We start from the raw sequence: 21063 nt of genomic DNA, 5'->3' as shown, positions 1-21063 counted from the left end.
ATTTTCAGCAGTTTCTGGAGCATTTCCAGACTTCCTATGAGGAATTGAAACCATGTATGTATCTTCCCCATTTTGGAACGATGCAGACATTTCCAGACTTCCTATGAGGAATTGAAACAGCAGCTGCCGGGGGACTTTGTGGAGATACTTATTTCATTTCCAGACTTCCTATGAGGAATTGAAACCCTCTTTTTCATTATTTGCATAAAACTTTCCGCTTCATTTCCAGACTTCCTATGAGGAATTGAAACGATTCTGATACCCTAGAATAAAAGTTTGTAAAAATGTATTTCCAGACTTCCTATGAGGAATTGAAACATTCTCAGCATTAAGGAGTATTCATGTTAATTCGAAGCCAGCGATTAACATTTTAAGTTTTAAGAACAATTTAGAAGGGTTGAGGGAGAGAAAAGTTTTCAGGAAAAAGTTTACACAGAGACATGTTAGCAAATAAAAGCAATATAAAATAATCAGATTAACGACAAATTACAACAAAATGTCTGAAGGGAATAACCTGTTAGATTAAGAATATAGTTACAATTAATGAAAACTTTGTTGTTATATATGTTTATAGACGACAAAAGTTATTAGTTTAATAGAGGAGTTGTTTATTTGATTGATATTGATATTGAAATGTTGAGGACGGTATCTTCTATAAGAAAGAAAATATTTAGAGTGAATGTATTAACACCACTTTTAATGCATGGATGGCTAGAAAGTTATGGAAATAATAAGACAAGGCCATTGAAATCGGAAATACGAACGACCTCAATAAAAGGTGTTTTAAGGTACTGGTGGCGGTCTCTTTGTTATGACTGTTCATGGCAAGAACTTCTAAAAGAGGAACAAATTTTTTTTGGTGGTAGTAGTGGCAGCGAAGAAGGCAATCGTTCACCAGCTGCATTATCTATTGAAAATTCTGACAGGGGTTTAAGTGATTTTTCCATTTGTCCTCATAAAGGTCAGCGCTTCCCAACTAAAGGGATTAATCCACAAAGTAATTTCAATCTTGTTTTGAGTGTGCAAATCAAGGATAACGAAAAGTATGATTTTTACAATAATTTGATAATTTTCACCTTGCACCTGGCAGGTTTTGGACAACGATCACGAAGAGGAGCGGGATCACTGCAGTGGCATCACCACCAATGGCAAAATGGAGTCGAATTTGTTTATTCCTTGAAAACAATAATAGAGGAATTAAGAAAGGAGATGTATTTCAAATTCTATAGTAGATCAAATGGGCTTATATTGGATCGTGTCAAAGGTAAAGGCAATCACCCCGTTCTTGCCGGAATTTGGCTCGGGCAGTGTTTTGGTACTCAGGAAGATGCTCGCAAGAAGATTAGTGAAGCTGGACATGTTGCAAATTCTAATGATAAAAAACAATTATTAGGGATGTCAAATCCCAGAAAGGCTTCACCATTACACGGTAGCATAAGAAAGTTTGGGGAAAATTATGTTCCTGTAATTTCTGAAGTAATTTCAGATAAGGAGCGAGAAAACGAGTCTTATATTATTGCAAGAAATAAGTTTTTAGAGCACTTGGGGGTTATTGTATGAAAAAAAACAGTTTAATTGGTTTTAATGTAGGTCCGGTTCAGTCTTTTATAGCAGCAGCAAGAAAAGTCGAGGATCTATGGAGTGGAAGCTACTTACTTTCCTATCTAACTGAAACAGCAATGAAATCAGTTTTGAAACAAGCTAAAACTAAAGGAGTAGAGGCCAAGATGGTCTTTCCCGACCGAACCTTAGATATGCTTGATTCAAACCAGTGGGGAGATGAAGTGGAAGTGGCTTCTCTTCCCAATCGCTTTGTTTGCTTAATTGAACAGGGTCAGGAAGAATCGGCACAGTTTTGTATTGTAGCCAAAGAAAGGGTGTATGAGGAATTCTTAAATTTATGTAAGTCGGGTGTAGATGAAGTTTTCAAAAAAAGCAATGTAAATATTAATGTGCTAAAGGAAATGGTTCAAAAACAGGTTGAGGCTACCCTAGAAGTTTTCTGGGTTGTAGAAGAGTTAGGACATGATTACAATGAAACTCGACATAACTTAGAAAGGCACCTGGCAGCCATTAAAAATAATCTTAAATATCCACAAGTGCGTCAAGAAGGTATAATTTGTTCCGTTTGCGGAAGCCATGAAGCATTACGGGAAAATATACCACAAAAAGATGACACAATTTATTTGATTAAAAAGGAACTAAAAAAAACATGGAATAAACGGAATGAAACATATAAGTCAACAGAACCGGAAGATAATGGTAGAATAAAAAATAATGAATTCTTGTGTGGTGTTTGTCTGGGGAAGAGAACTTCAAGAGAATTTTTTAGAAAGAAAAGAAAGGTTTCTGATAAATATTTTAATTATTTTCCTTCCACAATAACATTTGCAGAAGGTAATAATTATTACGGTATACTACTGGCTGACGGCGACAATATGGGCAAATGGTTTAAAGGAGATATTTCACTTTTAAATACCGGCAGTCCAGGCATAGAATTACAACAAAAAATTAGTAAACGATTGACAGACTTTTCACAGAACACTGTTCCTAAATTGGTAAAAAAGTTTGGAGGAAGACTGATTTATGCTGGAGGAGACGATCTGTTGGCATTTGTGCCAATGTCAAACATTTTATCCCTGGCCTTAGAGCTAAGAAACGCCTTTGGGAGTAAAGAAAAAGGCTTAGCTCCGGAAGCCACTATGTCAGCTGGTATTGTTATTGCTCACGTAGAAGCTCCCTTAAAACGAACTTTAAACTTTTTGAGAGATTTGGAACAAACTTCAAAAAAATATATTAATCCCCTTACTGGCCAGGGGAAGGATGCACTATCCTTAGCAATTCTAAGCAGAAGTGGAGAAATGCGAACATCTACCATTCCTTGGGTTATAAATGGCAACTCTTTTTCAGGTAAACTTGAAGACTGCACAGTTACATTATTTAATACTATTATAAAAGCGATGCAAGAAGACTTGTCGTCTACTTTTCACTATAGATTTGCATCAGCCTTTTTGCCTCTATTAGGATCTAATGTAATGAAGAAAAAAATTGCCGTTTTTTCAGACGAAAAGAATAACAGGGAACTAATAACGATAGAAATAGCAAGGCTATTAAAGCGTTCTCTTAAAGAAAACTCAAAACAATTTGATATTAATGATTTAGCCAGCAAGTTGGTTATGCTTTACGAAAATATGCCATCTACCTTACAGTTTATACACCTGCTACAAATTGCAAAATTTTTTGTAAGACAAGAAGGAGGGGATAAACTTGAAATTGCTTTTAAATCCAGTTGACACCTTCTTTTTTCGCGATCATTTACCGATGGCTGCAGGGGAAGACAGTGCAGCAACAAGTATTTTTCCACCAAGGCCCGGCACAATTTATGGCGCTCTGAGAAGTGCGTATATTCATAATGAAGGAGATTTTATATCCTTTCAAAAAGGATCTGACCGAGATTTAAAAAAATGGATGGGTACAACGGACACCCTGGGAGAATTTAAAATAAAAGCAGTATTTCTTCATGACGGGACTGATACACTACTACCACTTCCATTTGACTATCAGGTTCTAGAAGCAAAATATGGTGAAAAGAAGGTTGAACGGGGACATATTCACAATCTCCAACAAAATAATTTTTTTTCCTCAGACGATGCAGGTTGGAAACTATTGAGTTTTAGCGAAGATAAATCCTCCCAGAAAGGTGATTTTTATTGTAAGATAAACAGCTGGAAAAAGGAGATGCTAAATCCCAATGGAGTTGAAGTTATAAGAAGTGAAAATTTTTTAACTTCGGAGCCCAAGATAGGAATTAAAAGAGATTGGCAAACCCGTCGTAACCAGGAAGGGATGCTTTATCAAATAGAAATGAACCGTTTTCAGGGAGTAGAACCAACGAAAAGCCCTGGTATAATAGTACACTGTGAGAACAGCCCAGATTTTTCGGAAGTAAAGTATGCAAGACTAGGTGGACGTAATCGACCTTGGAGAATAAGTGTCGTTGAAGAAAAAACAGAAATTATTACTCAGGAAGAAAAAGCTCAAATTATTCAACAGCTTAAAGAAACGGGAATTGCTAGGATTATATTGCTAACTCAGGCAATATGGAAGCATGGATTTAGACCTGGCTCATGGAATAAAAATGATAATATGCTTGACTTAGGTGATGGAATAAATGTTGAGGTTTTAACTGCTTCAATTAAAAGGCCTGTTACTATAGGTGGATGGGATATTGCGAGAGTTCGACCTAAGGAACGAGTAAATGCCGTGCCTGAAGGTTCTGTTTTGTATGTAAAAGTCCAGAGGGAACAGGTTGAGATGTTTGTAGAAAAAACAATAAATGGAATATTAACTGATGAGTTAGCACATGAGGGGTATGGCTTAACTGTTTGTGGAAGTTATCCAGTAGTAACCAAGTGAAAGGAGTTGTAATATAAAATGTTTACCAATGCAAAGCCGTTTCTTTTGTACGCTTTATCATCGATTCATGCAGGGAGTGGCAGTGAAATAGGAATAGTTGACCTGCCTGTCCAAAGGGAAAAGCACACTGGATTTCCTAAGATAGAAAGCTCTTCTCTAAAGGGTTCAATTCGATCAGCTTTTGCTGAAGCAGTGGAAGCAAGTGGAGATCCGGATAATAAGAAGAAGCTTGAAAATGTATTTGGCAGCGATCCAGATAATAGCGATACCCAGGCAGGTGCTATAGCCTTGGCTGATGCCAGAATAATATTGTTTCCGGTAAAGTCTATTTCAGGAGTATTTGCCTGGGTAACTTGTCCTTTAGTTTTGGAACGGTTTAATCAGGAATTGTTTATGTATTCAGATAATCCAACTACTTTACCTGTTCCTGAAGAGAATGTAGTTTCTTCTAATGTTTTGATTGTGGGTGAAGGAAAAATCGTTTTAGAAGAATATACTTTTCCGGTGAAGATAGACAAAGAAGCTAATGAACTTGCAGAGCGTCTACAAGCCTGGATTTTTGATGGTTTTAAAGTGAACTTAAAAGATCGTTTAGTAGTATTAAGCAACGATGACTTTTCAGATTTTGTTAAGCTCTCTACAGAAATTAATGCCCGTATAAAAATAAATCCTGAAACGGGGACCGTAGATAAAGAAAAAGGTGCGCTTTGGTATGAAGAAAATGTGCCCCCTGAAACTGTTTTTTACAGTTTTCTTTTCACAGGCAAAGTCAGGAAAAATAAAGATAATAATATTCTATTGAATTCTGAAGACGATGTTCTGGCCTTTATGAAGAATAGTGAACTTTTTCCTGGAGTCTTTCAATTGGGGGGCAACAGTACTCTGGGCAAAGGGTTATTACGTCATATTTGGATATAGGGAGGATGAAAAAATGCAAAGTACACGGATAGAAAAGATAGAAAACGGCCGAGCTGCTTATGCTTATACAAAAGTAAGATTGGAGTTGTCAAATTTGGGTTAGCCCCAAAACTCGTAATTTTTGGATTCGTTAATAAATGGATTCCTTTTGGAAATACTATTTACGGCTCTTATCTACAGGCAGAATAGTGCTCTGCTGGAGAGCAACACGAGCGGCCTGTAGAGTTCTGCCAGGGATAGCCAGGGGAATCGTTTAATAAACCCTGGTTGTCTTCTTTTCTATCCCTGGGAGAACCAAAGCGAAAAAACTCCGGGGGTTCGGGGGCAGAGCCCCTGAATACTGTTTACCCTGCCTGGGATAAGTTTTCCTGATAATAGAGCGAACGCTTGACCAAGGGTGGGTAGCCTCCATTTGTAGTGTAAATTCTTTTTCGGTTGTAGTAGATTTCAATAAATCTAAATATGATGCTTTTGACGGTTTCCATTTTCATGGTTTCAGTTTTAAATTTGTAGATGCTTTCTTTTTTCAGTGTGGCAAAAAAAGACTCCATCCGTGCGTTGTCAAAGCATTTACCTGTGTTGCTCATGCTTTGTATTGCTCCATATCGGGCAAGGGTTTGACGGAAAAGTGTGCTAGTGTATTGACTCCCCCTGTCTGAATGGAAAATCATACCATATGCCTGATGTTTTTTGACACCGGCTGTAAAAGCTTCGACGCAAAGCTCAGCGCGCATGTGATTAGCCATTTTTAGTCCGACAATGCTTCCATCAAAACAGTCCATTACGGCGGCTACATAAAGCTTACCGTCAGCCGTTGGAATTTCTGTAATGTCACTCAGCCATTTTTCATTAGGTGATTCAGCTGTAAAGTCTTGCTGGATCAGGTTTTCACTAGCTTGTGCAGCAAGATCAGCCTTGGTTATCCCCTTGCTGTGACGTTTTTTCTTCAGCATTAGATGGTGTTTTTTACAGAGCGCGAGGATTAGATAATAACTGCCCTTATAGTCCTGAAAAAGTTGTAAATGCAGATATATCCTATACGCTCCATAGTCCGGGTTGTCTGCACGAATTTGAAGAATCTTTGCCAAAAGAGCATCATATTTGTAGGGCCTGGACTGTCTTTTTAACCACTTATAAAATCCGTTTTCACTAACCCCTAATACCTCGCACATGGTCTTTATGCTGTGCTTAGATTTTCCTTGGGTTTTTTCCAGGCATATCCACTTAAACAGTTCTCGTGCAGCTACTTCTTTTGGCTCATTGCGAAAAAAGCCAGGGCTCTTTTCAAAATATCATTGGTTGCTTCAAGTTCCTTGAGTTGTTTTTCTAATGCTCTGATTTCAGCGGTTTTTGGATCTACACGCTTATGACCACTGCCGACAATAGCCATATTTCCATAACGATTTGCATTGCTTCGCCATGTGTAAAGAGTAGTGACTGGAATTCCCAGCTTTTCAGCAGCTACTGTCGGACCTACTTCACCGGACAGCTTAATGGCTTCTTCTTTAAATTCTTTATCATATACTCGCATCTGGACACCTCTTTCTTTTTGGGTTATTATTTCCAGAATTACGAGTTTTGTTACTTAACTAAAATGATACCACTCCAGATATTATTTAGATAATAACAGAGAACAGGGAAAGGAATATCGTTCCTATATTAAGAAAATGCCAGCTATGATTCAAGTAAATGGATTGGGACAGGTTTTTGCTTTTTGTTTTGCTAAAAAGGGAGTATATGGCCATATATTTGAACAAATTGAAGGTTGGATCAGAGAACATCACCACTCAATCATGAACAAGTATACGAACCAGGGGCATAAAGATTTTATGAGTATTATGGTAAATATGGAAAGTAGAGATTATAGAATAATAATGGCAGAAACGATTGCCTTGCTTTTATGGATGAGCAGATTTGCTGATGGGATTGTGAAGGAAGACTAAAGGGGGTGACAGAGTTGTTCTACCATCCAAAAGATACGAGGGATATTTACGAGAATAATCATAATAAAATAGATCAGCTTTGGTATAGAGTCCATTATTTTCAACAAAACAGCTTACAAAAGGATAGCGATAAACGGTTGGTTAAGCTTAATAAAAAAATAAGCCTTTCTTCCAGAGCAAAGTTAATATTAGAGGAAATACTTAGTGTGAAGCAATTTATTGCTAGCAAATATTCCAGTTGTCATGAATTCAAGATTTATGAAGGAAGGCTGCAAAATAAAATGGTGCACGGCATGGGTTCTGCCCATGTTAGAGAAACATCCATAACCCTTCATCCTCTGTATGGTATACCATATATACCAGCGTCCAGCATTAAAGGAATTGTTAGAAACTGGGTTATTCAGGCATACTTTAATGGGAAAGAGGATTTTTTAATAATAGAAGAAGACCACCTATCAGAAGATCAAAAACAAGTAAAAATTCTATTTATTGACTTATTTGGAACGGAAGAAAGTAGGGGGGCAATTTGTTTTTACGATGCATTTGTAGAACAAAATGTTCAACTGGTTCCAGATGTATTGACCGTTCACTTCAAGGATTATTACAAAGGAGAAGCACCGCCTGGGGACGATCAATCAACATTGCCATTGAGTTTTTATGTAATTGAAAATAATTCTTTTGAGTTTGTGTTATCTGTAACAAAAGGATGTCTTAAAACAAAACACTCAGGCCTGTTACCATCACAGTTGGCAGAGGTAGCAGGTGTATGGTTAGAGAAAGCCTTGACTGAGCAAGGAGTTGGCTCAAAAACTTCATCTGGTTACGGATTATTTAGTAGCTTTGAAGACATCACTTCACAGAGGTTGGAAGAATATCAACAACAAGCAAATAAAATAAACCATAATAAAGAAAAGAATGAAAGGGAAGCTCAAAAAAAAGCACAAGAAGAACAACTTAAAGCTAAAAAAGCAGAAATGTCTTCTTCTGATTACTTAGCTTTTAAAATAAAAAACTTAGGGGATGACAATGAAAGTCAGGCACTAAGTAAAGATGAGATATATAAAAACGTTCTTTCATTTGTTGAAAATTGTGAGGTAACTCCGGCAAAAGCTTTAAAAGAATACTGGCAAAGGGTTGGCAGTTGGGAAGTTAAAAAAACAAAGAAAAAACAGCAAATTAAAGTAAGTAAAATTGAAAGTATTTTAAATGGAGAGGATTAATATATGAAGGAGAAAATGAATAAGATTCTTATTCTGACTGTGGGGAGTTCCTGTGAACCCTTGGTCACAGCAATTAACATGCATAAGCCCGAATATGTGTATTTTCTCTGTTCAGATGATTCAAACCTGCCTCATAAAAAAACGGCGGGAAGTTATACTACGGTAGATGGAGAGGGATTTCCTTGTAAAGAGTGGAGTGGTAAGAATAAACCTTCTATTGTTAATCAGACGAAATTACAAGATAACCAGTATGAAATAGTGCTTATTCAAAATAAAGATAACCTATCGGATTGTTATTATGCTAGTATTGAGGCTTTTAAAAAAGCCAGAGATAATATTCCTTATGCAGAAATTTTAGCTGATTACACCGGGGGAACGAAATCTATGTCGTCAGGATTAGTTGCAGCAGCTTTAGATGATGGTGAAATTTCTTTATATATAGTAGGAGGAGAACGCCTGGATTTGGTTAAAGTTCGTTCTGGAAGTCAGCGTATCATGAAGTGCAGTTGGATGCCCCTCCTATGGCGAAGGCGCATTATTACATTAAAAGCACTTTTTTCAAAGTATGATTACAATGGTTGTATAGAATTTATTCGCCAAGTCAGTTCTGAAGTATTAGTAGGATCAGAAGAGGATCGAGTTATCCAGGTTTATCTTACCGTAGCTCATGCTTTTTCTGCTTGGGACAACTTTAACCATGAAGGGGCTTTAGAAGATATCTTACCTTATACTAAATATTTTGTTCAACATAAGATATTCTTGGAGGACATCATTCGAACTAAACCGGCCCTTACAGATAGTTGTGAAACTAATTTAAGTTTTTCTCCAGTTTATGATGTCCTATTAAATGCGCAGCGTCGGTTATCGCAAGAAAATTTTGATGACGCAGTTGCAAGAACTTACCGGGCGTTAGAGCTTTTAGCACAAATCTGTCTGGCATTTTGTAAGCCACCTATTTATACTGGGATTGTTGATCCAAATGATTTACCGGAAAAATTGCGTGAAAAATATGGCTTTAATCAAATGAATATGGTTAAGAATAAAAAAGAAAGTGGTGCTGTTTCATTACAGTTAGGTCTTGTCAGGTCCTACGAACTATTAAGTGAATTAAATCATCCTACAGGTATTTTAGTAATGAGTAAGCAGTCAAGAATGTTAGATTTGTTAAAAATCAGGAATGAATCTATTCTGGCACATGGCTTTTCTCCAATTAATTCCGAGAAGGCCCAGGAATTTTATAAATTTGTAGTTAGTCTTGTTTTAGAAACTGAAAAATTATTAGGCATAAAAAAAGGTTTTTATACAGTATTCCAGTTTCCTTTGAGTATAGAGCAAATTACACAGGAAACAGAGTAGATTTTATGCGTAGAGTAACTAATGACACGGTTTGGACAAGTAATTAAGGTGTTGGAGATAAGGAAAACAAAGGGACAGAGATAATTGTTTTTTTAGCAGGGGCTAAATCTTCTGTCAACAATGGCGATATAAGTTTCATTCGTTCTGCAGCAATCTCTTCGGCTTTCTTTTGGTTCTTCTGTTAATTCCTCCTTGTAAGGCCTTAACATGATTCTATAGCCTGTCTACCCGGACAGGAATGCAGAACGGTTATGTATCTCAGAAGTTAATTTTACAATGGGTCGGACAACTCTGGCTAGCCAACGGGTGTGTTACCCACATGCCATCAAATATTTTGGAGCGGAGATAGGGGAAGATAGGATACACCTTCTACAGAACTATCTCCATAACAGATAGCAATAGAGACTAAACAGCTTGTAAAATGATTTAATAAACCGGAAAACCACCGTTTTGGTGTTGTTGTAGAGAGCTACACATTTAACAGGGGCGTCTTTCCTTTCTATATTCTTATGGTCAATACATCAATTCTTGGACAGGCAATACCGTCAGCTTTCGGGTTTTTAGCTTAGCAGAAACAATAAAGTTCCTGCATTTTTTGGTTTTTTAATGAGTCACTGATCGGAAATACCATCGTTATTTTCTTTGAAGACCCTCCTTTTAAACTGAAAGCGAAGCTGGTGGGAGGTTCACTACTTTGTCGTCGATTATCAGTAAAGCAAAAAACTCTGGGGATAGACGACAGATATTTATGCGAATAAAAATTAAAAAAACCTTTATTTGTTTACGTTACCTAATTTTCGTGATATTTATATGGACATGTAAACTATGTTACTATATGATTAAAAATATAGATATTTCGGTAAAAAAATGGATTTCCAGACTTCCTATGAGGAATTGAAACCGGACCAAGGCACTAAAGGTGCGGCTGCAGGCGAATCATTTCCAGACTTCCTATGAGGAATTGAAACATTAATGTACAGTATGTACAGTAAAAGACAACTGTTCATATTTCCAGACTTCCTATGAGGAATTGAAACTGAAAATCTTCTCTCTGGTGTCGTCCCAATCATCTCTGATTTCCAGACTTCCTATGAGGAATTGAAACTGAAAATCTTCTCTCTGGTGTCGTCCCAATCATCTCTGATTTCCAGACTTCCTATGAGGAATTGAAACTTATCTTATATACTTTATAGGGTCAATGTGTAAACCCATTTCCAGACTTCCTATGAGGAATTGAAACCTCACCAACTAACCAATATCCCAACAAATGTAAATTATTTCCAGACTTCCTATGAGGAATTGAAACCTCACCAACTAACCAATATCCCAACAAATGTAAATTATTTCCAGACTTCCTATGAGGAATTGAAACCTCACCAACTAACCAATATCCCAACAAATGTAAATTATTTCCAGACTTCCTATGAGGAATTGAAACTTGAACGATAAAAGACTGGAAGTTACCTATAGAAATATTTCCAGACTTCCTATGAGGAATTGAAACCATCAGTAATTCCTGCAACTTTCTGTTGGTCTACCTTTATTTCCAGACTTCCTATGAGGAATTGAAACTTTACCTTGTTACCGTGACTTCCTGTGCCACTGGCGCATTTCCAGACTTCCTATGAGGAATTGAAACCCACATCATCAATCAGAGTGTGCCTCATATCGAACCCGATTTCCAGACTTCCTATGAGGAATTGAAACCGCTCCATGGCCGGCAGGTAATCAAACGCCTTCACCATTTCCAGACTTCCTATGAGGAATTGAAACCCACATCATCAATCAGAGTGTGCCTCATATCGAACCCGATTTCCAGACTTCCTATGAGGAATTGAAACCGCTCCATGGCCGGCAGGTAATCAAACGCCTTCACCATTTCCAGACTTCCTATGAGGAATTGAAACTGCCGGTAAGTGATAGGCATGTCCAAGTAAGTTTTAGATTTCCAGACTTCCTATGAGGAATTGAAACAGAGAGGTGGCGTAAAAATATGTCTTTCCCCAAGGCAGATTTCCAGACTTCCTATGAGGAATTGAAACCCATATTGCCTTTCTTGGTCTGCTATGTATATAAGAATTTCCAGACTTCCTATGAGGAATTGAAACGGTATCAGATGGGCTGATACTGCTGCGGGACCTCACGCATTTCCAGACTTCCTATGAGGAATTGAAACATCGTCCATATTTATCGCCTTTTTTCATCGGTATACCTCATTTCCAGACTTCCTATGAGGAATTGAAACCCACCTGAAAAGCTGACTATATGTTTCATGGCTGCCCCATTTCCAGACTTCCTATGAGGAATTGAAACCCCCGCTGACCGTGACGGGGCGGAGCATCTGGTAGAAGATTTCCAGACTTCCTATGAGGAATTGAAACAAGTTGGTTACTACTGTATCAAACTGCACTCGGAATATTTCCAGACTTCCTATGAGGAATTGAAACATATAAAATTAAAAATAAAAAGGAGTGCAAAAAATGAATTTCCAGACTTCCTATGAGGAATTGAAACCCGCATACTGGACAAGGAATTTCTTCTAGTATGTTAAAATTTCCAGACTTCCTATGAGGAATTGAAACATGACCAGCTTCCAGTCCAAGTCGCATATTCTTTTTTATTTCCAGACTTCCTATGAGGAATTGAAACCCAAAAATCTTTACTAGTGATGTATTAATTTGCCCTATTTCCAGACTTCCTATGAGGAATTGAAACATATCCGCCAGAGTGCCGGAACCTTTGGGGCGAAAGTTCATTTCCAGACTTCCTATGAGGAATTGAAACCAGTACCTGCCCAGCTCAGCCCCTTCACCAGGTAATATTTCCAGACTTCCTATGAGGAATTGAAACCAGTACCTGCCCAGCTCAGCCCCTTCACCAGGTAATATTTCCAGACTTCCTATGAGGAATTGAAACTAGGTCGCGATCTGCGGAAGGTCCATAGAGGCCAAAATTTCCAGACTTCCTATGAGGAATTGAAACGAAAACAGGTAAGTCAGGGGGCGGGGGCAAGTGTCCGATTTCCAGACTTCCTATGAGGAATTGAAACTCAACCCTTTCATTTTAAAATAATATCCACCCTAAGATTTCCAGACTTCCTATGAGGAATTGAAACATGTCCTTCACCGTCAAATCATAAAGCTTACGTAAAAATTTCCAGACTTCCTATGAGGAATTGAAACTGGACAGCGAAAAGATATTCACATCCATATTTGAAGATTTCCAGACTTCCTATGAGGAATTGAAACTGGACAGCGAAAAGATATTCACATCCATATTTGAAGATTTCCAGACTTCCTATGAGGAATTGAAACAGCACAATGCAGGCCTTATTTGAGAAGCCTTTGACCTATTTCCAGACTTCCTATGAGGAATTGAAACTTACCGATGCCACAGGTGCAATCGTTAGGCTTAAATACAATTTCCAGACTTCCTATGAGGAATTGAAACATCGTCTGAACAGAAAGCCTGCGTGCCAGACCCTCTTTCATTTCCAGACTTCCTATGAGGAATTGAAACTTACCGATGCCACAGGTGCAATCGTTAGGCTTAAATACAATTTCCAGACTTCCTATGAGGAATTGAAACATCGTCTGAACAGAAAGCCTGCGTGCCAGACCCTCTTTCATTTCCAGACTTCCTATGAGGAATTGAAACATCGTCTGAACAGAAAGCCTGCGTGCCAGACCCTCTTTCATTTCCAGACTTCCTATGAGGAATTGAAACTTCCACAATAGGGTTTAAACTTACTTTCTAGATATGCGAGTAATGATAAAGAATTAAAAGAAGAGGCCATTAAGCTGTCCGGTGAAGTAGATCCGACAGTAGCTGCTGAAAAGCTTGGACCAGTATGGGGATTCAATTTATATCGTAATAGGTGACCCTAATGGTATATTATGGATATTTCCTTAGGCAATGGCCTGAATATACCGGGCAGCCTACCTAAAAGGAATTGAAACGACATCTAGAGCTTATTACCGTCCGGTTCCGGTGGGATTTTCATTTAGAACTGTGAGCTTGTAATTGACGCTAGGGATGGGCAATCTGTGGTCAGTTAAAAGCTTGCTCTTTTTTTAAAGCATCAAGATGCAGATATTTAAATTTTTTAAGGCAAAAAGATACAGTTCTACGCTTTCTTTAGAATGGCACCCATGTTGCCTCCCAATTTTCGAAGCACGCTAAAAAAAGTATACCACTTTTTTGGTATACTTTTCCGATATCATTGGTGTCCTTTTTGGTCCCCTTGAATTGTAGCGGATTCACCGTAAGCTCCGGTGACGCTGGAACAATAGTCCCCATGGCACTGATTATATGCCAGTTTTAGAGGAATTGTTAAAACCTGTCTGATTTTTTTCTACTAAAAATCAAATGGGCATGGTTTTGGATGAAAAAATTTTCCCTCCTCTAGGAAAGATTGTCCTCAGGCTTTAGACTGCAGATGTTGTATGCGGCCAGTTCCAGTTCACGACATTTTAGCCTGCGGAGATCCTCAGACGGGCTGTAATGGAACCGCAGGAACCGGCATTGTCATGTTTGCATCCACCGGCAAAGTAATACTTGGCAAAACAGGTGGAGCATGCCGTGCTGCCTGAGGTCGGACTTTTTTGGTATTCTTCCCGGTTCAGGCCTTTGGTGAAGATGCTTCCTAATTTATATTCTTCTCTACCTACAAAACGATGACATAAATATACATCCCCTGAGGCGGATATGCCAACTAATCCTAATCCGGCTCCACAGCTGTAGTATTTTTTGCTGTTATGCATCAATGAAATAATAGGATAATATAAACCACTTTTAGTCATGAGGCTCTTTAAGGTCTTGTGTTCTCTTTTTTGGGTAAGGCGTATCCATGTTTCCGCTTCTTGTTCCAGTTCCTTAAGAAGGCCAGGGATGCCTCGGGCTTTTCTAATTTTATCCGTATCCTCATTAAACAAGGACCGAGATGCTGAAACAACGGATACTTGGGTAAATCCGATTTTTTGAAGGACCTCCTTGACGACTTGGGAAGCAGTATCGCCCACCAACACAGCATGACCAGGGGTATTGGGTACTGCTGTTAGCAGTTTTTTAATCTTGGGGACTGTATTATTATATGACCCTTCTCAGTTTGCGTAAGACCGCTGTACGTCCTGCAGCTCCTTTGTACCGTCAAAACTTAATGAGTAGAAATAATAAAGGTTAGGAGGTGAAAAAAAAATGAGTAAGTAATCAGCAATGGCTTTCCCCGAAAGAATGAAGACGGACCAAGAATTCGCCAGAAAGGTAATTGCCTGTAAGGATAAGGAAGAACGGATGGCCATGGTAAAGGCAGAGGGTTTTGATTTTTCCTCTGAGGAGCTTAGTGAATTCAAAGATTCTGTGCTATCGGATGAAGATTTGAGTAGGATTGTTGGCGGTGAAGACACCGCCTGCAAGATATATATTTACAATCCTGTGAATGGTTGTACTGAACTAAGATACCCTCCCGGTCATTCACAGTTTGGTTAGGGACGCGGGACAGAGGATGGACAGGGGGACAGATCTCTTCTCTGTCCTCTGCTCTAAATCTTAAATCCCAAACCCTGGTAATTTCTAAGGGGAAGTGGGTTGAGATTATGAAGATAATAGAAATTAATGGAAGTCCTCATGAAGACGGAAATATTTATATTGTCTTAAAACGTATGGGCTTTTTAATTACAATTAAGCTGAAAAATCTGAGATTTTAGCATTACAACTTAGTTTATATAAGGAAGGATAGTTTTAATCAATTTCTTAAATAAATGCAGTTCGTTAAAGGAACATTTGTTGAGCAAATCATTTAGTTCGTTATCTTTGTTGTTTGTTTCATAAATTTTACCAGAATCATTAATAAAGCCTGCTTCGTTATAGGACTTACCAAAAATTAAGTAATCTAAAGATACATGCAGGCAATTAGAAATATTTACTAGAACCGGAAGGCTCATCTGCCGCTCCCCCCGTTCAAGCTGACCGATATAGTAATCTGAAAGGCCAACGAGCTCTGCAAGTTCTCCTCGAGAAATTCCAAGCTTTTCTCTTTCTTCACGCATCCTTTGACCAACAGCTTCCTGGTCTATTTCCACTTTTTTTCTCATTTTTAACTCACTCCCACATGTTCACTTTATCTAAATTTAACCATCTGCAGAATTGGCAATAAGCTTAATAATAATATTTGCAATAAGGCAAGGTATAATGTAAAATCATGTTATTATAGTTTTGTTTTGCAGGGAGTGAACCTAATTTGAAAATAGAAGATAAAATTGAAACAGCAAGGTGTATTCTTATTGGTGCAGCGAACATGAATGTGAAAAAAGAAATTCTTTTAAAGATAAGTGAAAAAATGGATAATTATATCCTTGAATACTATCGTCATACTGAAAACTCAAAAAAAGAATCAAATGAATAGAGATTAAATGTCCTACTGGAAAGCAAAAAAACCCTAAAATAGGGGTTTTATGCTGTATTTTCAAAAAAATCATATGTATTTCTATGAAGGTTGAGGTATGGGTGAAGTCAAGCAGTGGGTGCTGGTATTGCCCTCCTTGACACCAATAATTACACCTAATTATCAAAAAACAACTCTTCAATTTTAACATCGAAAAACCGGGCCATCTTAAAAGCTAATTTTAAGGAGGGATCATAGCGCTCTTTTTCGATGGCGTTGATGGTAGCCCGGGTGACTCCTAACTTGAAAGCTAAATTCTCCTGAGTCAGATCATGAATTGCTCGATAAACCTTCAGTTTATTTTTCATTATTTTTTAAGCTCCAGAACAATCATGGTAGTAATCCAAAAGACTATTCCTGCAATTAAAGCACCTATCCAAAGCCTAAAATTATCTAAAGGTACCCAGGGTTGTGATAAGGCTCCAACAATTAAGCAGTTTAATATAAGAAATGACCAGGCAGCAGACCAGGCGATATGGTTTAAGCTTCTTTCATCTATAGGAGGCTCTTTAACTTTACCAATAAAAGGCCAGATGTTACTGGAATCTTTTTTCCCTTCAGCATTATTTCTAAAAAAATATTTATGGCCGTGTAGAAATAAAAGGGTAGATATAATTAGAAGACCTGTAACATAAAGTATTATAAGCGCCCATCCTGTTAGATGTATAGAAAATAAGGATAACAACTCAGAGAGCAGACCAACAAAGATTATGGGTATTGACAAAATCGCTATGAAAAGTAAACTCCAGAAGAAGTAAAGGTGTTTATAAATCATAAAGTATACAATTAATACTCCTATAAATGAACCTAATAAGAAAAAAGGACTAATACTGCTGCCAAAAAATACTGTGCAAGAAGGCTTCCAATGACAGTGCCAACAAAAAATAAAAAAAACCAAATGAATCTTTTCAATGAGAATTCTTCCTTTCATTGTTTTTCTTTATTATAATTTAGTGTCAAAATATTGTAAAGCATACTAGACAAAAAGTAAATAAAGCTTTACTTTATATTCAGCTAAAAGGTATACACAACTGGGCATGGCTTTGGAGGGACCAATGAAAAATTAAAGACGGTATTGGGTTCTTTATCAATTACCGTCTTTCCCATGTTTATGAGTAAAGTATTAGAACCTGCTTGTAAAAAAATGTTCAGGTCTTTTTCTCCTTCTTATAAGAAAAATTAAGATTAAGAGCACAAAAACCAAAATTAATCCTGTTAAAAAATAGTTTGGGTTATCTTGGGGAGGATTTTCTATATTTTCTTTAATTGTTTCTATCTCAAATGTTAGAAGTATCTCACCTAAGCTTTCGTACATGAAATTACTGGGTTGTTGTAAGTTTAGAAAATAATTTACTGTAATTTCGCAGTCAGTATTGTCAATAATTTTATAACTTGTCTCTAAATCATCAATAGTTAAGCTATTATGTAAAAGTCTTACTATAACATCATCAGGTTTGATATTTACACTTTTTGCATTATCAAAATGCAGGGTGGGTATCAGTGTTTTTAAGTCCTGCACATCAAAGGTTACATCAAAGAATTCTTCGAATCCGTAGTCCAATAGTTTCATTGTATCTTCATACTTCCCAATTGATACTTCGTTATTTAATACTACTACAATAAGTTCTCTATTTCCCTGTCTGGCTGCAGTTACCATGGTATGATTGGCCAGACTGGTCCAACCTGTTTTACTGGCTATGATTTCATCGTATTTATATTTTCCATTCAGCAAAGAGTTACTGCTGTGAAAATATCTTGTTTCCGGCTGTAAGTTTGTAGGCGGCATTTCATATCGTTGTTTACTAAATATTTCAGTGAATACAGGTTCCTTTATGGCCTTCATCATTATTAAAGCCATATCATATGCAGTGGTATAATGATCAGGGTCCGGTAATCCGTGTGGATTGACAAAATTAGTATTGTTAGCGCCAAAATCTAATGCCTTCTTATTCATAAGCCGGGCAAAAGCTTCAATGTCTCCGGAAATATACTCAGCAATGCCATTTGCAGCATCATTTCCTGATTCAATAGAAAGTGCATATAATGCTTGCTCCAAAGTTAACTCTTCTCCCACATCAAGAGCTATATGAGATGTATTTCTTCCTATGGAAAAAACTGCTTCATTACTCATTGTAATGGTATCGGCTAAATTTCCTTTTTCCAGTGCGATTATACCTGTCATTATCTTTGTTATGGAAGCAGGGTACAGCTTCTTATTCATATTTTTATCAAAAAGGATTTGTCCTGTTTTAGCATCCATTAAAACAGCAGCTTCAGAACTTAATTCCGGGTATATGTTTGATTCTGCTGCCGTAGTATCTGGATTTGTTAAAATAAAAACAATTGATGTTATTAAAAGAAAAATAGTGATTATATGATATGTTTTTCTCATGAAATCCTTCTCCTGGAGTATCGGTCAGATTCACATCTATTTTAACATAAAAGAAAAGGAGTAGAAAAATATTTTTCTACTTCCCTTATTAGGAGTTCTTGAAACAAAAGCAAATTCCTTGGAATTTCTCATGGTAATCATTACCAGTAGCATGATTTTTTCTTGTGCTGTTTTTTTATGGTTTTTTACGGCTGCTATTTGACATTCCCTGTATACTATTTTTTTTCACGGTATAAATGTCTTAATTATATATACTTGCTTAACAAATGCCGGCCGTTACCATGGCTCAAAATGCTCAGATTATTAATTAAATGACAAAACTAGATAATTTACTACAAAGGGAATTCGACAAGTTTGCAGAAATTAGATGCAATTAGAATCATTATCCATTAAATATCCCCAAATTCACTTGGAATCAATGAAGAAGACGGAGCAAAAATAGTTTCTACCTCTTTTAACAGAAGTTCGAGTATTTATGGCAGAGGAATTGAAACTATAAATTAATAAAAGAGGGAGGTATAAGATGATAGAATTAGGTAAAATGCAAAAATTAAAAGTAATTAAAATGACTGAGATGGGGGCGTATCTCAATTTTGAAGATGCGGAAGGTACCGATGATATTTTACTGCTTAAAAATCAGATTCCACAGGAATGTGAGATAGGTAATGAAATAGAAGTATTTGTTTATAAAGATTCTGAGGACAAAATCATAGCTACGGTTAGAAAACCAAATCTTACAATTGGAGAAGTGGGTCTTATAAGGGTAGTAGAAACCACAAAGTTTGGTGCTTTTTTAGACTGGGGTCTAGAAAAAGACTTGTTATTACCTTTAAGGGAACAAGTGGGTCAGGTTATAAAAGGAGATTTATGTTTGGTGGGTTTGTATATTAATAATGGTGATAAAATATGTGCGACTATGTATATATATGATATGCTGGGCACCGAATCACCATATAAAAAGAATGATAGAGCCTACGGAACCGTTTACAGTATCAATAAAGAAATGGGAGTTTTTGTAGCGGTAGATAATAAGTATCATGGGTTAATTCTTAATAAAGAATTGTACGGCAGTTATCAAATAGGTGACAATTTAGAAGTAAGAATAAAAAATGTAAGAGATGATGGTAAGTTGGAATTAAGTTTGAGAAAACAGGTTCAAAATGAAATAGAGAGTGATGCGCAAATGATTATAGAGCGTTTGAAGTTAGGTGGTGGCAATTTACTGCTCAACGATAATAGCTCTCCTGATCAAATAAAGGCAGAGTTGAACATAAGTAAAGGTGCCTTTAAAAGGGCTGTGGGAAGACTTTTAAAAGAAGGTGCAATTGAAATTACAGAGGAAGGCATTGAACTAAGGTGGAAATAGCCGGATTTCTACAATTTCCGACATTCTCGGTGTGGGAGTAGTTCAATTTCCGGGCTGACGAATTCTTTAAAAAGATGAAATTCTTCAGGTTCAATATGTGCCAGCGACTTATGGTTTTCTCCTGAGGTGATTGACCGGGAGTTCTCAACTAACGCATGGCTGTAATTTTCCAGTTTGCCTGCTTCGGCAGTTATATCTTTTATTAGCTGCTCAAGCTCTGGAGATTCGTAATAGGCCAGCTTTTGTGAAGTTACATTTTCTATAAATTCTCCTTTTTTGTAAGCCAGTATTTTGGAATATCGTTTTCCCCTAACCTCATAAGTTAACCAGAGGGTTGCTTCAGCCCCTTGGATTCCCTTATTTCCGGGACCCACCTCTTTTAGTTTCATTTCCCTGACTGAATTACCCATAGACTCCCGATGTTCCTCACTTCTAACCTCAAAAATATGCTTGCTAAATCCGGTGGCAGAGTTAGTGCTTATCTCAAACATGATTTCTGGTTCATTTAAGCCTATGCTAAAATTAGTGGGTATTGTGCTTTCAGCTTTGTTGACATAGCTTACTGCATGGACTTTAAAAGAGCCAATTATCAACAGAGGGAATATTAAAATCCGGTAAAGCCAGGTTTTAAAACTTGACCTGCCCTGGAATTTGTCAATTGCTAAGTACACTTTTAAAAATACATCCTGCGAGATCTCTTCAGCAGCGGTACGTTTGCCTGAGAGATAGTAGACATAGGAAAAAATCGGTTCCTTATATTTTTGGTATAGAACTATGAAATCTTCATCCAACATACTTTTTCCTTTCCTGCATTGCCGGCAATTACTTTTGGGTTTACCTGCAGCAAAGTATTAAATTATATTATATAGACTAAGATAACATAAAAAAGTTACAAAATATAAAAAAATCAGTATATTGATTGCTCACCTTCAACAGTGTGGGTTTGTTTCCTTGTTCTTAAGTGCAGCTGCCGGTGTCTTGATAATAGAAGGGCTGCGTAAAATAGCTTT

General features: G+C 37.2%; 17 protein-coding genes and 2 CRISPR repeat arrays (1 of these 19 cut by a window edge). Of the genes, 10 read left to right on the top strand and 7 right to left on the bottom strand.

All coding sequences use genetic code 11. From position 1 onward, the window contains the following. Window positions 1-318: direct repeats of the CRISPR family, unit length 30 nt; unit sequence ATTTCCAGACTTCCTATGAGGAATTGAAAC (it extends 4523 nt beyond the left edge of the window). A 294-nt stretch (window positions 319-612) separates the two neighbouring features. From cmr1 to cmr4, 4 genes are read left to right on the top strand one after another with little or no spacing between them, the layout of a single operon-like run. Then, window positions 613-1560 carry a type III-B CRISPR module RAMP protein Cmr1 gene (gene cmr1 / locus HUE98_RS14325; RefSeq protein WP_241421297.1) on the top strand — a complete coding sequence of 316 codons (948 nt, stop codon included), beginning with the start codon at window positions 613-615 and terminating at the stop codon, window positions 1558-1560. Next, a complete protein-coding gene (gene cas10, locus HUE98_RS14320) occupies window positions 1557-3293 on the top strand; it encodes a type III-B CRISPR-associated protein Cas10/Cmr2 (RefSeq protein ID WP_241421296.1) in 1737 nt (578 codons plus the stop codon). The genes cmr1 and cas10 overlap by 4 nt, the downstream gene beginning before the upstream one ends. Further along, the gene (gene cmr3 / locus HUE98_RS14315; protein ID WP_241421295.1) at window positions 3268-4416 is read left to right on the top strand and encodes a type III-B CRISPR module-associated protein Cmr3; all 1149 of its coding nucleotides are present in this window, start codon (window positions 3268-3270) and stop codon (window positions 4414-4416) included. Before cas10 ends, cmr3 begins: the two co-directional genes overlap by 26 nt. Before the next feature lie 18 nt (window positions 4417-4434). Continuing rightward, entirely contained in the window at window positions 4435-5334 is a 900-nt protein-coding gene (gene cmr4, locus HUE98_RS14310; protein WP_241421294.1) for a type III-B CRISPR module RAMP protein Cmr4, read from the top strand. A gap of 344 nt (window positions 5335-5678) precedes the next feature. Here cmr4 and HUE98_RS14305 read toward each other — a convergent pair whose 3' ends face one another. Then, the gene (locus HUE98_RS14305) at window positions 5679-6548 is read right to left on the bottom strand and encodes an IS3 family transposase (protein WP_407080286.1); all 870 of its coding nucleotides are present in this window, start codon (window positions 6546-6548) and stop codon (window positions 5679-5681) included. 29 nt (window positions 6549-6577) lie between these two features. Beyond that, on the bottom strand, window positions 6578-6865 hold the full coding sequence (locus tag HUE98_RS14300; RefSeq protein ID WP_241420515.1) for a transposase: 288 nt from the start codon (window positions 6863-6865) through the stop codon (window positions 6578-6580). A gap of 145 nt (window positions 6866-7010) precedes the next feature. Between HUE98_RS14300 and HUE98_RS14295 the strand changes: the two genes are divergently transcribed. Genes HUE98_RS14295 through HUE98_RS14285 form a run of 3 tightly spaced genes read left to right on the top strand, consistent with a single transcriptional unit; the run spans window position 7011 to window position 9853 of the window. Continuing rightward, the gene (locus HUE98_RS14295) at window positions 7011-7277 is read left to right on the top strand and encodes a type III-B CRISPR module-associated protein Cmr5 (RefSeq protein ID WP_241421293.1); all 267 of its coding nucleotides are present in this window, start codon (window positions 7011-7013) and stop codon (window positions 7275-7277) included. Window positions 7278-7291: 14 nt separating this feature from the next. After that, a complete protein-coding gene (gene cmr6 / locus HUE98_RS14290) occupies window positions 7292-8497 on the top strand; it encodes a type III-B CRISPR module RAMP protein Cmr6 (RefSeq protein ID WP_241421292.1) in 1206 nt (401 codons plus the stop codon). A 3-nt stretch (window positions 8498-8500) separates the two neighbouring features. Next, entirely contained in the window at window positions 8501-9853 is a 1353-nt protein-coding gene (locus HUE98_RS14285) for a TIGR02710 family CRISPR-associated CARF protein (protein ID WP_241421291.1), read from the top strand. An 871-nt stretch (window positions 9854-10724) separates the two neighbouring features. Further along, window positions 10725-13579: a CRISPR direct-repeat array (repeat unit 30 nt; unit sequence ATTTCCAGACTTCCTATGAGGAATTGAAAC). 746 nt (window positions 13580-14325) lie between these two features. On the opposite strand, the gene HUE98_RS14280 is transcribed toward HUE98_RS14285, so the two are convergent. Continuing rightward, entirely contained in the window at window positions 14326-14787 is a 462-nt protein-coding gene (locus tag HUE98_RS14280) for an SPASM domain-containing protein (RefSeq protein WP_241421290.1), read from the bottom strand. 280 nt (window positions 14788-15067) lie between these two features. On the opposite strand from HUE98_RS14280, the gene HUE98_RS14275 reads away from it, so the two are divergent. Continuing rightward, window positions 15068-15340: a Nif11-like leader peptide family natural product precursor gene (locus tag HUE98_RS14275; RefSeq protein WP_241421289.1), complete on the top strand. Its 273-nt coding sequence runs from the start codon at window positions 15068-15070 to the stop codon at window positions 15338-15340. Window positions 15341-15567: 227 nt separating this feature from the next. Here HUE98_RS14275 and HUE98_RS14270 read toward each other — a convergent pair whose 3' ends face one another. Next, window positions 15568-15945 (bottom strand): helix-turn-helix domain-containing protein, encoded by a 378-nt coding sequence (locus tag HUE98_RS14270; RefSeq protein WP_241421288.1) that lies wholly within the window; start codon window positions 15943-15945, stop codon window positions 15568-15570. 146 nt (window positions 15946-16091) lie between these two features. Here HUE98_RS14270 and HUE98_RS14265 point away from each other — a divergent pair, with 146 nt between their 5' ends. Then, complete coding sequence (locus tag HUE98_RS14265) at window positions 16092-16256, top strand: Spo0E family sporulation regulatory protein-aspartic acid phosphatase (RefSeq protein ID WP_241421287.1); 165 nt, start codon at window positions 16092-16094, stop codon at window positions 16254-16256. Between the two features lie 155 nt (window positions 16257-16411). On the opposite strand, the gene HUE98_RS14260 is transcribed toward HUE98_RS14265, so the two are convergent. Further along, on the bottom strand, window positions 16412-16603 hold the full coding sequence (locus HUE98_RS14260) for a helix-turn-helix transcriptional regulator (RefSeq protein WP_241421286.1): 192 nt from the start codon (window positions 16601-16603) through the stop codon (window positions 16412-16414). Window positions 16604-17418: 815 nt separating this feature from the next. Continuing rightward, window positions 17419-18687 carry a D-alanyl-D-alanine carboxypeptidase family protein gene (locus HUE98_RS14255; protein ID WP_241421285.1) on the bottom strand — a complete coding sequence of 423 codons (1269 nt, stop codon included), beginning with the start codon at window positions 18685-18687 and terminating at the stop codon, window positions 17419-17421. Between the two features lie 523 nt (window positions 18688-19210). Between HUE98_RS14255 and HUE98_RS14250 the strand changes: the two genes are divergently transcribed. Next, on the top strand, window positions 19211-20053 hold the full coding sequence (locus HUE98_RS14250; RefSeq protein WP_241421284.1) for a CvfB family protein: 843 nt from the start codon (window positions 19211-19213) through the stop codon (window positions 20051-20053). Between the two features lie 8 nt (window positions 20054-20061). Here HUE98_RS14250 and HUE98_RS14245 read toward each other — a convergent pair whose 3' ends face one another. Continuing rightward, a complete protein-coding gene (locus tag HUE98_RS14245; RefSeq protein WP_241421283.1) occupies window positions 20062-20847 on the bottom strand; it encodes an RNA polymerase sigma factor in 786 nt (261 codons plus the stop codon). Window positions 20848-21063: the final 216 nt, after the last annotated feature.

The sequence above is a fragment of the Candidatus Contubernalis alkalaceticus genome (genome assembly GCF_022558445.1).
In the GTDB taxonomy this organism is placed as follows: domain Bacteria; phylum Bacillota; class Dethiobacteria; order SKNC01; family SKNC01; genus Contubernalis; species Contubernalis alkaliaceticus.
Note: the sequence above shows the minus strand (reverse complement) of the source record. Positions and strands in the feature narration are given on the sequence as shown.

Coding starts and splice junctions, on each gene's coding strand:
- HUE98_RS14275 (WP_241421289.1), top strand. CDS start 15,068: ATGGCTTTCCCCGAAAGAATGAAGACGGACCAAGAATTCGCCAGAAAG.
- HUE98_RS14295 (WP_241421293.1), top strand. CDS start 7,011: ATGATTCAAGTAAATGGATTGGGACAGGTTTTTGCTTTTTGTTTTGCT.
- HUE98_RS14260 (WP_241421286.1), bottom strand. CDS start 16,603: ATGAAAAATAAACTGAAGGTTTATCGAGCAATTCATGATCTGACTCAG.
- cmr4 (WP_241421294.1), top strand. CDS start 4,435: ATGTTTACCAATGCAAAGCCGTTTCTTTTGTACGCTTTATCATCGATT.
- HUE98_RS14285 (WP_241421291.1), top strand. CDS start 8,501: ATGAAGGAGAAAATGAATAAGATTCTTATTCTGACTGTGGGGAGTTCC.
- HUE98_RS14270 (WP_241421288.1), bottom strand. CDS start 15,945: ATGAGAAAAAAAGTGGAAATAGACCAGGAAGCTGTTGGTCAAAGGATG.
- HUE98_RS14250 (WP_241421284.1), top strand. CDS start 19,211: ATGATAGAATTAGGTAAAATGCAAAAATTAAAAGTAATTAAAATGACT.
- HUE98_RS14245 (WP_241421283.1), bottom strand. CDS start 20,847: ATGTTGGATGAAGATTTCATAGTTCTATACCAAAAATATAAGGAACCG.
- cas10 (WP_241421296.1), top strand. CDS start 1,557: ATGAAAAAAAACAGTTTAATTGGTTTTAATGTAGGTCCGGTTCAGTCT.
- HUE98_RS14255 (WP_241421285.1), bottom strand. CDS start 18,687: ATGAGAAAAACATATCATATAATCACTATTTTTCTTTTAATAACATCA.
- HUE98_RS14300 (WP_241420515.1), bottom strand. CDS start 6,865: ATGCGAGTATATGATAAAGAATTTAAAGAAGAAGCCATTAAGCTGTCC.